Source organism: Micromonospora sp. NPDC002411, from assembly GCF_053592955.1.
Genome location: NZ_JBSFBM010000193.1, coordinates 1 through 12986, shown reverse-complemented (window position 1 = coordinate 12986; position 12986 = coordinate 1). Strand labels below are relative to the sequence as shown.

11 protein-coding genes are annotated in these 12986 nt (G+C 71.0%); 3 read left to right on the top strand and 8 right to left on the bottom strand.

From position 1 onward, the window contains the following. Positions 1-886, top strand: an 886-nt coding sequence (locus ACWCO3_RS21905; protein ID WP_450011718.1) for a zinc-binding dehydrogenase, incomplete at its 5' end; no start/stop codon positions are given. 128 nt (positions 887-1014) lie between these two features. Here the strand turns inward: ACWCO3_RS21905 and ACWCO3_RS21900 are convergent. Both ACWCO3_RS21900 and ACWCO3_RS21895 read right to left on the bottom strand, forming a co-directional pair. Further along, the gene (locus ACWCO3_RS21900) at positions 1015-1983 is read right to left on the bottom strand and encodes an alpha/beta hydrolase family protein (protein WP_145779128.1); all 969 of its coding nucleotides are present in this window, start codon (positions 1981-1983) and stop codon (positions 1015-1017) included. Positions 1984-2057: 74 nt separating this feature from the next. After that, positions 2058-3107, bottom strand: coding sequence for an aldo/keto reductase (locus tag ACWCO3_RS21895; RefSeq protein ID WP_145779129.1), 1050 nt, complete (start codon positions 3105-3107; stop codon positions 2058-2060). Positions 3108-3197: 90 nt separating this feature from the next. Between ACWCO3_RS21895 and ACWCO3_RS21890 the strand changes: the two genes are divergently transcribed. Further along, the gene (locus ACWCO3_RS21890) at positions 3198-3659 is read left to right on the top strand and encodes a MerR family transcriptional regulator (protein WP_145779130.1); all 462 of its coding nucleotides are present in this window, start codon (positions 3198-3200) and stop codon (positions 3657-3659) included. On the opposite strand, the gene ACWCO3_RS21885 is transcribed toward ACWCO3_RS21890, so the two are convergent. Together ACWCO3_RS21885 and ACWCO3_RS21880 are read right to left on the bottom strand one after the other, a co-directional pair. After that, positions 3541-4131 (bottom strand): nucleotidyltransferase domain-containing protein, encoded by a 591-nt coding sequence (locus tag ACWCO3_RS21885; protein ID WP_358166033.1) that lies wholly within the window; start codon positions 4129-4131, stop codon positions 3541-3543. The genes ACWCO3_RS21890 and ACWCO3_RS21885 overlap by 119 nt on opposite strands. A gap of 22 nt (positions 4132-4153) precedes the next feature. Next, positions 4154-5047 carry an alpha/beta hydrolase family protein gene (locus ACWCO3_RS21880; protein WP_355024890.1) on the bottom strand — a complete coding sequence of 298 codons (894 nt, stop codon included), beginning with the start codon at positions 5045-5047 and terminating at the stop codon, positions 4154-4156. 156 nt (positions 5048-5203) lie between these two features. Between ACWCO3_RS21880 and ACWCO3_RS21875 the strand changes: the two genes are divergently transcribed. Continuing rightward, the gene (locus ACWCO3_RS21875; RefSeq protein ID WP_167393615.1) at positions 5204-5374 is read left to right on the top strand and encodes a hypothetical protein; all 171 of its coding nucleotides are present in this window, start codon (positions 5204-5206) and stop codon (positions 5372-5374) included. Between the two features lie 20 nt (positions 5375-5394). Here ACWCO3_RS21875 and ACWCO3_RS21870 read toward each other — a convergent pair whose 3' ends face one another. The 4 genes from ACWCO3_RS21870 to ACWCO3_RS21855 all read right to left on the bottom strand — a co-directional run bounded on the left by ACWCO3_RS21870 (position 5395) and on the right by ACWCO3_RS21855 (position 12723). After that, entirely contained in the window at positions 5395-6510 is a 1116-nt protein-coding gene (locus ACWCO3_RS21870) for an acetate/propionate family kinase (protein WP_423437957.1), read from the bottom strand. Next, entirely contained in the window at positions 6507-8576 is a 2070-nt protein-coding gene (gene pta / locus ACWCO3_RS21865) for a phosphate acetyltransferase (RefSeq protein ID WP_450011714.1), read from the bottom strand. Before pta ends, ACWCO3_RS21870 begins: the two co-directional genes overlap by 4 nt. A 98-nt stretch (positions 8577-8674) precedes the next feature. Further along, positions 8675-8860 (bottom strand): DUF6104 family protein, encoded by a 186-nt coding sequence (locus ACWCO3_RS21860; protein WP_088987811.1) that lies wholly within the window; start codon positions 8858-8860, stop codon positions 8675-8677. 107 nt (positions 8861-8967) lie between these two features. After that, on the bottom strand, positions 8968-12723 hold the full coding sequence (locus ACWCO3_RS21855; protein WP_145779135.1) for a multifunctional oxoglutarate decarboxylase/oxoglutarate dehydrogenase thiamine pyrophosphate-binding subunit/dihydrolipoyllysine-residue succinyltransferase subunit: 3756 nt from the start codon (positions 12721-12723) through the stop codon (positions 8968-8970). Between the last annotated feature and the right edge of the window lie 263 nt (positions 12724-12986).

Here is a 12986-nt window from a genome sequence, read left to right as displayed (position 1 = left end):
GTACGACGCGGGCTGCGACTGTGTGAAGGACACCGACACTGGCCAGACGTGGACCGCGGACGGCGAGGTCGACCTCTGGTCGTTGCGCGGGGTGGGTCTCACCGAGGCCCAGCTGCCGATGATCCTCGGCTGCGACGCGGTCGGGTTGGACCCGGAGGGCCGCCCGGTGGTCGTGTACCCCGTGGTCGTCACTCCGGGTGACCCGCGTGGGGTTTCCATCCTCTCCGAGCACTTCTCCGGGACGCTCGCCGAGCGGGTGGCCGTACCCCGGTCGAACCTGATCCCGCTGCCCGACGGCATGGCGGCGACCGACGCGGCGTGCCTGCCCACGGCCTGGCTGACCGCGTGGCGGATGCTGACCACCAAGGGCCGCATCGCGGACGCCGACAGCGTGCTGGTCCAGGGCGCGGGCGGTGGCGTGGCCACCGCGGCCGTCGCGCTCGCCGTCGCGATGGGCAAGCGGGTGTACGCGACCAGCCGCGACGCCGCCAAGCGCGACCGGATCTCTGCCCTCGGCGCCACCGCCGTGGAGCCCGGCGCCCGGCTGCCGGAACGGGTCGACGTGGTGATCGAGACGGTCGGCGCGGCCACCTTCGACCACTCACTGAAGTCGGCCGCGCCGATGGCCCGGATCGTGGTCTCCGGGGCGACCGCCGGGCACGAGCCGTCGGTCAACCTGCGCCGGGTCTTCGCGATGCAGTTGGAGATCCTGGGCACCTCGATGGGCACGCCCGGCGAGCTGTACGAGCTGTTGGCGTTCTGCTCCGAGAACGAGGTGCGCCCGGTGGTGGACAGCGTCATCCCGTTCAGCCGGGTCGAGGACGCCTTCGCCCGACTGCACTCCGGCGACGCCTTCGGCAAGGTCGTCATCGACCACGAGGCCTGACACCCGGCCCTGCGACGTTCCCGTCAAGATCCGCGCAACATCGGGGAAACTGCTGCCTCCCGGCGTCCCGAGGCAGCAACATCCCGGATGTTGCGCGGATCTTGAGGGCGCGCGGCGCGGCGCGGCGGTCAGAGGTGGTCGTCGAAGGTGGCCAGGTCGCCGCGCGTGGCGTCCGTGGAGATGCGCTTCTTGGCCTCCGGGTCGCCGTAGAGCGACCAGCGGAGGAACTCGACGGACGTGTCCGAGACCAGCCGCAGTGTCGCGCTGTCGCCGAGCAACGCCCGCCCGTGGTCGCCCTTGGGCAGGCTGAGCATCGCCTTCGGCCAGGGCACCTTGTCGTAGGCGGCCTTGCCCGCCGCGTACTCGACCACCTCGTCCAACTCGCCGTGCACGAACAGCTGCGGTGCCGCCGCACCGGCGAACGCCGTACCCACCCCGAGCGCCGTGCCGGCGAACACCACACCCGCGTCCAGTCGCTCGTCCCGACCGGCGGTGAAGAGACCGATGGTGGTCACCCCGCCCGCCGAGTGCCCGGCCGCGGCCACCCGCTCGCCGTCCAACCGGCCGCGCAACGCGTCGCCGGCAGTGCCGTCCAGCGCCAACACCTGGTCGAGTGCGTACGACACGTCGGCCGGCTGGTTGAGCACGTCGAGGACGTTGTTGTCGGCGCCCTTGGAGGTGTGCGGGAACGTCGGCGCGGCCACCACGAAACCGGCCGCCGCCCACCGGGTCAGCAGCTTGGCGTAGTCGTCCGGCCGCCCACCCAGCCCGTGACTGAACATCACCACCGGGAACCGGCCCTCCGCGGCCGTGGCGGACCGCTTGGCCGCGCCGCCGGACTGCCCGGCCGCCGGGTACCACAGCGTCGTCGGCAGCGCCCGGCCGTCCCGGTTCAGCTTCAGTTGGCGTACGCCGACCGCGAAGGTGTTCTTCGGGGCGGTCCCGGCGGCTACCTGCGGCGTCGGCGTGGCGACGGGTTTCGGCTCGGCCGGCGGCGTCTGCCCGCCGGCACTCGGGCGGGTGTCCGCTGAGCAGCCGATCAGGCCGGCGATGAGCACGGCGCTGGCCATCAATGCGGGAGTCACGCGACGGGGCATGAACTCAATTGTGCCCTGTCCGGCGGTGCCGCCCGGAGGGCTTGGGCAGGGTGTGCCCGCCCGATCACCGCGCGTCAGGCTGCCGCCCGTTCGGTGAGGGGACGCCGTCTCATGGCCGTATCGGTCAGCGCGCGTGGGGGGAAGGCGGCGTTGGGGTTGTACCGGTTCGTCCCCGGCGGCACGATCTCGTCGATCCGGTCCAGGGTCGCGTCGTCCAGGGTGAGCGTGGCGCCCTTGAGCAGGTCCTCCAGCTGCGGCAGGGTGCGCGGCCCGATGATCGCCGACGTGACGGCCGGGTGAGCCACGGTGAAGGCGATGGCGAGCTGGGGGAGCGTGCAGCCGATGCTCGCCGCCAGGTCGACGAGCTGCTCGACGATGTCGAGCTTGGCGGCGTTCTCGGCGATCGTGGGATCGAACTGTGCCGGCCGGAGCACGGCACGCCCGGTCGAGAGGTCGACGGGCTGGTTCTTGCGGTACCTGCCGCTGAGAAACCCGAAGGCGAGGGGGCTCCAGACCAGCACTCCCATGCCGTAACGCTGGCAGACCGGCAGGGTCGAGGCCTCGACCCCCCGGGCCAGGATCGAGTACGGGGGCTGCTCGCTGCGCAGGCGCCCGAGACCGCGACGCTCGGAGACCTGGTGTGCCTCGACGATCTCCTCGGCCGGGAAGGTCGAGCAACCGAAAGCGCGGATCTTTCCCTCGCGTACGAGGTCGGTGAGCACCGAGAGCGTCTCCTCGATGTCGGTCGAGGGGTCGGGACGGTGGACCTGGTACAGGTCGATCCAGTCGGTGTCCAACCGCCGGAGGCTCCCCTCGACCGCCTTGAGGATCCAACGCCGGGAGTTGCCACCCTGGTTGGGGCCCTCTCCCATCGGAAAATGCACCTTGGTGGCGAGCACGACGTCGTCCCGGCGCCCGCGCAGCGCCTTGCCCACGATCTCCTCGGACTCTCCCCGGCCGTACATGTCGGCGGTGTCGACGACGTTGATGCCCTGGTCGAGCGCGGTGTGGATGATGCGGACACAGTCGTCGTGGTCGGGGTTGCCGACGGCACCGAACATCATGGTCCCGAGGCAGTGGGTGCTCACGTCGATGCCGGTGCCGCCGAGAGTGCGATAACGCATGTCGATGCTCCTTTGGCGCTTCAGTGACGATCACGTGGCACCCTAGGAGCTGGAGTCGGCTCTAGGTCAACCCTCGTTACCCTGCTCGGCATGGCTGACGTCACCGCGAGTCTGAGCATCGGGCAGGTCGCCGAGCGCACCGGTCTGAGCGTGCACGCGCTCCGCTTCTACGAGCAGCAGGGTGTCTTCGTCAGCCCGATCCGTCGTGGTGCTGGTGGGCGTCGTAGCTACAGCCAGGACGACGTCGACTGGCTGACCGTCTGCATCATTCTTCGCGCCTCCGGCATGCCTCTGCCCGCGCTCCGCCGCTATGCCGACCTTGTTCGTGAGGGCGCGGGCAACGAGGAGGAACGTCTCGCGCTCCTTCAGGAGCACCACGGACGCGTCACCGCCCAGCTCGGCCGGCTCGCCCAGTGCCTGGACCTGATCACCTTCAAGGTCGGGGTGTACGAGGACCTGATCGACCAGAAACGGCACGCAGCAGGGCCAGATCGTCCGCGTCCTTCGATCGGCGGGGACGTTCCGGCATCCAGACCGGGTACATCTGCTTGAACTCGATCTGAGCTGCCACCGAGATCGTCGGCACGGTGAGCGCGCCGATCCGACCGGGTGGCGCGTCCAGCATTCCGGCCGGGAGTGGCGTGCCGACCCACGGTCCGCCACCCACTGTCGGTCGACCGTCGCTGTCCCGACCCAGATACGCGAAGCTGGCTTCCACGTCGGCAGTGAACAGGTCGAGTTGCGTCGTCACCGGCATTCGCGGGTCGAGCCGCCAGTCACGGGCCAGCAGCAGAGTCGCCAGTCGGTTCGCGTCCTCGTGCCAGCAGTACCAGTCGACGTCGACATGCGGACGGGTCACCGCGCCGAGCTGGAAGTCCATCGCCCAGCCGCCCCGCAGCCACACCGGGATGCCGGCTGCCCCGGCCACCCCGACCACCTCGGCGATGCTCGCCAACTGGCGGCGCGTCAGCCCGTGCACCGGGCCACCGTACCGGCGGGTGCGCTGGTAGGTCCGTCCACGCATCGGGCGTCCGGCGTCGGCGGTCTCACGGGGCGGGGCGGGACTCGTAGCGGGTCAGGGGGGAGCGGGCGACGGCGGGCAGCCGCGCACCGGCGGCCCGGTCGCCGTAGAGGGTCCAGCGGAGGAAGTCGGTGGTGGTGGCGACGACAGTGGCGAACCCTGGGTGGCCCGGCGTCAGGTACGCGCCGTGGTCCTGCCCCAGCAGGCTGAGGAACGCGGCCGGCCCTCGGGTGCGCCCGTACGCTGCCCGGCCGACCGTCAGGGGCACCACCGCGTCGGCGGTGCCGTGCACGAAGAGCACCGGCGCGGCCAGCCCCGCGAAGCTGCCGGGCAGCCCACCGCCGGCGATGACGATCCCCGCGCGTAACCGGGCCGGATGCCCCTCGCTGAACATCCCGGAGGTGGTGAAGCCACCTGCCGAGTGCCCGGCGGCGGCCACCGCCGTCAGGTCCAGGTGCCCGGCGAGCGGGTCGTCGCGACGCCGGTCGAGACGGCCCAGGTGCCGGACCAACCGCCAGGCGTCGGCGGGCTGGTTGCGGACGTCGGCCCTGCTGAACTGGGCGGCACCCTGCCGGGTGTGCGGGTACGCGGGCGCGGCGACCACGAACCCGGCCGCCGCCCAGCGGGTGGTCAGCCCGGCGTGCAGATCGGGTCGGCTGTGCAGCCCGTGGCTGTAGATCACCACCGGGAACCGTCCGGCCGCCACCCCGTCGGTCGACACCGGATACCAGATGGTCACCGGTAGTGGGCGTGCCGAGCGCGGATCGAGGGTGAGCGTACGCACGCCGACGGTGTACGACCCCTCGGGCGCTCGACGCGCTGACGCTGGCGCGTCGCCCTGGTCGGCCTCGGGTGTCGCCGACGCGCAACCCGCCAACAACGCCGTCATCAGCACGGCGATCAGCCGCCCCGCCCCCATCGTTCCACGGTAGGTGCCTGGGCGGGCGTAGCCACCCCACCGTCCGGCCCGGCTGTACCCGCCACCCGGTCGGGTCACGTCGGCCGGCCGGGTCCAGCTTGGGACGACGCGGACCGGGGACGGTGCGGCGTGACCAGCTTCGCTAGGGTCACCGGCATGGCTGAGAACTACACCGACCCCAGCGGCAACACCGAGGCGTTCCGTGCCTTCTCCCAGACGCCGGAGGCCGCAGCGCCGACGGACGCCCCGTCCCGCCTTCCCCTGATCGTGGGCGCGGTGGTCGTCGTGCTGGTGGTGGCTGTCGTCGCCTGGTTCGCGCTGAGCTGATCGAAGCGCAACTGACCTGGTCAGTTGCCCTCCACCACATCCCGGGTCTGCCGGGCGATCTCCCGCTCCTCGTCGGTGCGGATGACGCAGACGCTCACCTCGGCCTCGTCGGGTGAGATCACCCGGTCGCCCTCGCCGTCGTTGCGGGTGTCGTCGACGCTGATGCCGAGCCGTTCCAGGCCGGCCAGCGCGGCGGCCCGCACCGGCGCGGCGTGCTCGCCCACCCCAGCGGTGAAGGCGATCGCGTCGACGCGGCCGAGCAGGGCGTAGTACGCCCCGACGTAGCCGGTGATGCGCCGGCAGTACACGTCGAACGCCAATGTCGCCGCCGGGTCGCCGGCCGCCCGGCGTTGGAGCACCTCGCGCATGTCGTTGACGCCGGTCAGCCCGAGCAGGCCGCTGCGGTGGTTGAGCAGGTCGTCGATCTCGTCGACCGACAACCCACCCTCCCGGCGCAGGTGGAAGATCACGGTCGGGTCCAGGTCGCCGCTGCGGGTGCCCATCACCAGCCCCTGGAGGGGCGACATGCCCATCGAGGTGGCGACGCTGCGACCGTTCGCCACCGCGCAGGCGCTGGCCCCGTTGCCCAGGTGCAGGGTGATCGTGTTCAGTTCGTCGTAAGGGCGGCCCAGCAGTTCGGCGGTGCGGCGGGACACGTACGCGTGCGAGGTGCCGTGGAAGCCGTACCGGCGGATGTCGTACCGCTCGGCGACGTCCCGGTCGATCGCGTACGTCGCGACGGCCTCCGGCAGGGTGTGGTGGAACGCGGTGTCGAAGACGGCGACCTGCGGGATGTCCGGCAATGCCGCCCGGGCCACCTCGACGCCCGCCAGGTTCGCCGGGTTGTGCAGCGGGGCGAGCGGCACCAGGTCCCTGATTGCCGCCAGGACCGCGTCGTCGACCAGCACCGGGGCGCTGAACTTCCGGCCGCCGTGCACCACCCGGTGCCCGACCGCGGCCAGCCCGTTGAGGTCGAGGCCGTCGAGGATCTGCCGGACGGCGGTGGCGTGGTCCGCCGGGCCGCCACCGGGTTCACCGACCCGCTCGACGGTGCCGTGGTCGAGGGCCCGGTCACCGTCGTAGCGTCGCCACTTGACCGACGACGACCCGCAGTTGAGCACCAGCACCTGACTCACGACGCCTCCTCGGTGGCCGCCTGGATGGCCGTGATCGCCACCGTGTTGACGATGTCCGGCACTCCCGCGCCCCGGGACAGGTCGTTCACCGGCCGCCGTAGGCCCTGCATCACCGGGCCCACGGCGACCGCCCCCGCGGAGCGCTGGACGGCCTTGTACGTGTTGTTGCCGGTGTTCAGGTCCGGGAAGATGAAGACCGTGGCGTGACCGGCGACCGGGCTGCCCGGCAGCTTCGTCGCCGCCACCGCCGGGTCGATCGCCGCGTCGTACTGGATCGGCCCCTCGACCAGCAGGTCGGGCCGACGTTCCCGGACCAGGGCGGTCGCCGCGGCGACCTTCTCCACGTCCTCACCGGCGCCGGAGCTGCCGGTGGAGTACGACAGCATGGCCACGCGGGGTTCGATGCCGAACCGGGCGGCGGTGTCGGCCGACGAGATCGCGATGTCGGCGAGCTGCGCGGCGTCCGGGTCGCGGTTGACGGCACAGTCGCCGTAGACCAGCACCCGGTCCGCGAGCAGCATGAAGAAGACGCTGGAGGCCACCGAGACCTCTGGCACGGTACGGATGATCTCGAACGCCGGTCGGATGGTCGCGGCGGTGGTGTGCGTGGCGCCGGAGACCATTCCGTCGGCTCGTCCGGTCGCCACCATCAGCGTGCCGAAGTAGTTGGGTTGCGCCACGATGTCGTGCGCCAGCTCGGCGGTCACGCCCCGGTGCGCGCGCAGCCGCGCGTACTCGACAGCGAATTCGTCCCGCCAGCCGCTGGTGACGGGGTCGACCACGTTCGCGTCGCCGAGGTCGATGCCCAGCTCACGGGTCCGGCGGGCGATGTCGTCCGGCCGGCCCAGCAGGGTCAGCTCGGCCACGCCACGCCGCAGCAGGATCTCCGCCGCCCGCAGGATCCGGTCCTCGGCGCCCTCCGGCAGCACCAGGTGCCGACGGTGCGAACGGGCCCGGTCGATCAGCTCGTTCTCGAACATCAGGGGGGTGACCCGCGCCGAGCGGCTGACCCGCAGTCGGCGGGCCAGGTCGTCGGTGTCGACGCAGCGCTCGAACGCGCCCAGCGCCGCCTCCACCTTGCGCGGGTTGGCCGCGCTGGGCCGACCCTCGATCCGGCTGGACGCGGCCACCGTGTCGTAGCTGTCGCTGCCCACGGAGAGCACCGCCAACCCGGTGTTCAGGCCCTCCACCAAGCGCATGACCCGGGGATCGGGCTGCTCGCCGAGGGTGAGTACCAGCCCGGCAACCGACACCTGCCCGGCCACGTGCGCGGCGCTCGCGGCGACAAGCAGGTCGGCCCGGTCCCCGGGGGTGATTACCAGGGCGCCTTCGGTGAGGTGGTCCAGCAGGGTCGGTACGTGCGCGGCACCGACCACGAAGTCCAGCACGTCCCGGCCGAGGGCGGCGTCGTCCCCGGCCAGCAGTGTGGCGCCGAGCGCCGCCGCCACCTCGGCCACCGTCGGCGCCGACACGCTCGGCACCTCCGGGATGGCGTACGCGGGGACCGGCAGGTCCGGCAACGTCATCGGCTCGGTCACCCGGTTGGCGATCACCGCGAGCACCGTCGCGCCCAGGTCGGCCAGGTCGTGGTACGCCCCCCGCACCGCCGCCGCCACGGCGGCCGGCTCCTGTCCGAAGCCGTCCACCACCGGCACCACGACACTGCCGAACTCGATGGCCAGCCGGGCGTTGAAGGCCAGCTCCCGAGGGTGGGCCGGGTCGCCCGGGTCGTCGAAGTCGCTGCCCACCACGACGACCGCCGGGCACTGCCGCTCCACCGCCCGGTACCGCTCGACGACGGCGGAGATCAGTTCCTCACGCCGGCCGTCGGCGACCAGCGTCGCCGCCTCGGCGTACGTGGCCCCGGCCAGTTCGGCGAGGGGCACCTCGACCCGGTACCGCTCGCTGAGCAGGGCGAGGATCGGGTCCGCGCCGCTGGAGGCCACCAGTGGCCGAAAGACGCCGATCCGCCCCACCTGCCGCGACAACAGCTCTGCCAGCCCGAGGGCGACAGTCGACTTCCCCCCACCAGAACCGACGCTGGTCAGGTAAACACTCCGAGCCACAACCCCACCCCCACCCCACACTCGGTGATCAAGACGTTCGCGTCAGTTCCGGCCCCCATGGTGACCGAAAGCTCTTGATCACCGGGGGCGGAACGGAATCATGCGTCGTCGTCGTCGGGATCGTCCAGGCGGGCCAGGTACGTGGCCAGCCGCTCGATGGGGGTTTCGAAGTCGGGGTTGAGGTCGACGAAATCGCGCAGGCGTTCGCCGAGCCACTCCAGGGTCACCTGCTCGTCGCCTCGGCGCTCGACCAGTTCCTCGATGCCACGGTCGGTGAAGTACATGGGTGCGTCCTCGTGCTCGGCCCGGCATTGGCCGGGCGGGTGGACCGACGCGAGCCGGGGCAGGACCGTGGAAACGGCCCTGCCCCGGCTCGCGTGGTGCGGTCAGGTCACGGGCGGGGGAGAGCCGCCTCGATCAGCGCGGTCTGCTCGACCTCGTGGGTCTTGGCCGAGCCGACCGCCGGGGCGGCCGCGGCCGGGCGGGAGATCCGCCGCAGGCGCACGTCGGTCAGGTGCTCCAGCAGGTTGAGCGCGACGAACGACCAGGCACCCTGGTTGGCCGGCTCCTCCTGCACCCAGGCGAAGTCCTCCGCGTTCGGGTACTGCGCCAGCGCAGCCCGGATCTCCTCCACCGGCAGCGGGTACAGCTGCTCGATCCGGAGGATCGCCGTGTCGGTGACGCCGCGCTCCTGCCGGGCCTGGAACAGGTCGTAGTAGACCTTGCCCGAGCAGAGCAGCACCCGCTTCACCGCCTCCGGTGCCGGAGCGGCGGTGTCCCGCAGCACCGGCTGGAAGGTGCCGGTGGTGAAGTCCTCCACCGAGGAGACGCAGAGCTTGTGCCGCAGCAGCGACTTCGGCGTGAACACCACCAGCGGCTTGCGCTTGGGTGACAGGGCCTGGCGGCGCAGCAGGTGGAAGTAGTTCGCCGGGGTGGTCGGGATGGCCACCCGCATGTTGTCCTCGGCGCACATCTGCAGGAACCGCTCCGGCCGCCCGGAGGTGTGGTCCGGGCCCTGGCCCTCGTGGCCGTGCGGCAGCAGCAGGGTGACGGCGGAGCGCTGGCCCCACTTCACCTCACCCGAGGAGATGAACTCGTCGATCACCGACTGGGCGCCGTTGACGAAGTCGCCGAACTGGGCCTCCCAGGCGACGAGGGCGTTGATGTTCTCCACCGAGTAGCCGTACTCGAAGCCCATCGCCGCGTACTCGCTGAGCAGCGAGTCGTGCACGAAGAACCGGGAGCGCTCACCGTCGCCGGTGAGCGACTTCAGCGGCAGGTAGTCGTCCCCGGTGCGGGAGTCGACCACCGAGGCGTGCCGCTGGACGAACGTGCCGCGACGTGAGTCCTGACCGGCGAGCCGGACGGTGATCCCGTCGTGCAGCAGCGACCCGAACGCGATGATCTCGCCGTAGCCCCAGTCGATGTTGCCCTCGACGGACATCTTGGCCCGCCGGTCGAGCAGTTGCTGGATCCGCTTGTGCGGGGTGAAGCCCTCCGGCAGGTTGATGTGCGCCTCGCCGATGGCCTTCACCACCGACGCGTCGGTGGCCGTGTCGACCTGCGGCTCCGGCTCCTCCTCGCGGCGCGGCCGGTTGAGCTGGCGTGGTGCCGAGGCGGCGTCCCGGGTGGCCTTGAAGACCTTCTCCAGCTGCGCCTGGTAGTCGCGGAGCAGCTCCTCCGCGTCCTCCACGGTGATGTCGCCGCGACCGATCAGCTCCTCGGTGTAGAGCTTGCGGACCGAACGCTTCGAGTCGATGATCTTGTACATCTGCGGGTTGGACATCGACGGGTCGTCGCCCTCGTTGTGCCCGCGCCGGCGGTAGCAGACCATGTCGATCACGACGTCCTTGTTGAACGTCTGCCGGTATTCGAAGGCCAGCCGGGCAACCCGGACCACGGCCTCGGGGTCGTCGCCGTTGACGTGGAAGATCGGCGCCTGGATCATCCGGGCCACGTCGGTGCTGTAGAGGCTGGACCGGCTGTATTCCGGGGCGGTGGTGAAGCCGACCTGGTTGTTGACCACCACGTGCACGGTGCCACCGGTGCGGTAACCGCGCAGCTGCGACAGGTTGAGGGTCTCGGCGACCACACCCTGCCCGGCGAACGCGGCGTCTCCGTGCACCGCCAGCGGCAGCACCGTGTAGCCCTCCAGCTTGAGGTCGATCCGGTCCTGCTTGGCCCGGACGATGCCCTCCAGCACCGGGTCGACGGCCTCCAGGTGCGACGGGTTGGCCACCACCGACACCTTGACCGCGTGCTCGCCGTCGGGGGTGGTGAACTTGCCGTTCTGGCCCAGGTGGTACTTCACGTCGCCGGAGCCCTGCGTCGAGCGCGGGTCCAGGTGACCCTCGAACTCCGAGAAGATCTTCTCGTACGGCTTGCCGACGATGTTGGCCAGCACGTTGAGCCGACCCCGGTGGGCCATGCCGATGACGACCTCGTCCAGGCCGTTCTCGGCGGAGGACTCCAGGACCTCACCGAGCAGTGGGATCAGCGACTCGCCACCCTCCAGCGAGAAGCGCTTCTGGCCCACGTACTTGGTCTGCAGGAAGGTCTCGAACGCCTCGGCGGCGTTGAGCCGGTTGAGCACGTGCTTCTGCTCGTCTGCCGACGGCTTCTCGTACTTGCGCTCGATGCGCTCTTGGACCCAGCGCCGCTCCTCCGGGTCCTGGATGTGCATGTACTCGATGCCGACCCGGCGGCAGTACGAGTCGCGCAGCACCCCGAGAATCTCGCGCAGCTTCATCCGCTGGCGGCCGGCGAAGCCGTTGACCGGGAACTCCCGGTCCAGGTCCCACAGGGTCAGCCCGTGCTGGAGGACGTCCAGGTCGGGGTGCTTGCGGATCTTGAACTCGAGTGGGTCGGTGTCGGCCATCAGGTGACCGCGCACCCGGTACGCGTGGATCAGCTCGTGCACCCGGGCGGTCTTGTTGATCTGCCCCTCGGAGCTGACCGCCACGTCGCGCATCCAGCGCACCGGCTCGTACGGGATGCGCAGCGCGGTGAAGATCTGGTCGTAGAAGCCGTGCTCACCCAGGATCAGCTCGTGCATGACCTTGAGGAACTCGCCGGACTGCGCGCCCTGGATGATCCGGTGGTCGTACGTGCTGGTCAGCGTGATGATCTTGCTGACGGCCAGCTCGGCCAGGGTGGCCTCGGACATGCCCTGGTAGGGGGCCGGGTACTCCATCGCGCCGACGCCGATGATCGCGCTCTGCCCCTGCATGAGCCGCGGCATCGAGTGCACGGTGCCGATGCCGCCCGGGTTGGTCAGCGAGATCGTGGTGCCGGAGTAGTCCTCCATGGTCAGCTCGTTGCGCCGCGCCCGTCGGACCACGTCCTCGTACGCCTGCCAGAACTGCCGGAAGTCCATCTGCTCGCAGCCCTTGATGGAGGGGACCACCAGGTTTCGGCTGCCGTCCGGCTTGGCCAGGTCGATCGCGATGCCGAGGTTGACGTGTGCCGGGCGGACCACCGCCGGCTTGCCGTTGGCCTCGGCGAAGGAGTTGTTCATCTCCGGGTGCTGGACCAGCGCCCGGACCATCGCGTAGCCGACCAGGTGGGTGAAGCTGACCTTGCCACCGCGCCCCCGGGCGAGGTGGTTGTTGATCACGATGCGGTTGTCGACCAGCAGCTTCGCCGGGACCGCGCGGACGCTGGTCGCGGTGGGCACGCTCAGCGAGGCGTCCATGTTCTGGACGATCTTCGCGGCGACGCCACGCAGCGGCGTGGTCTGCGGACCGTCAGCGGTCGGCGCGGCGGCCTTGGCGGCCGGCTTGGCCGGTGCGGCCTTCTCCGGCGCGGCCTTGGTCGCGGCGGGCTTGGCCGGTGCCGACTGGGCGGCGGCCGGCTTCGCGTCGGCCGGCGCGCTCGCCGGCTTCGCCGTGGTGCTCGACTGAGTCACCTTGGCGGCAGCCTCGGGCTGGCCGTCCGGCTCGGGAGCGGCGGCTGGCTTGTCCGACGACTCGGCCCCACGCGGGGTGGCCGCTCCGGGCGCCGGTCGGTAGTCGGCGAAGAAGTCGTGCCAGGCCGAATCGACGCTCGTTGGGTCGGCGAGGTAGCGCTGGTACATCTCCTCGACGATCCACTCATTCGGGCCGAAACCCGCTAGTGGGTTCTCCTGCGAAGTCTGCTGGGTCGACACGGCCGGTAATCGCCTCTTTCACGCGGGTTTGTGTGGCACGCGGTGCGTCCCTCGCGCCCGGTTAGGGAGCGCGAACTGGACGGTTCCCAGGCTACGCCGTGCGGATCCCGCAGGCATTTCCGCCTCGGTCCCGTGGCCGGTTTCACAGAAGATGCCAGAAGTTCACCAACCGCTGCGTGGTCGGCCGCCAACTGCTAGGGCCTGTTTCATAAGACCTGGCCGGCCTGCGGCGGGCCCGGACGACGCCCGGCGGCGTTGCGGTT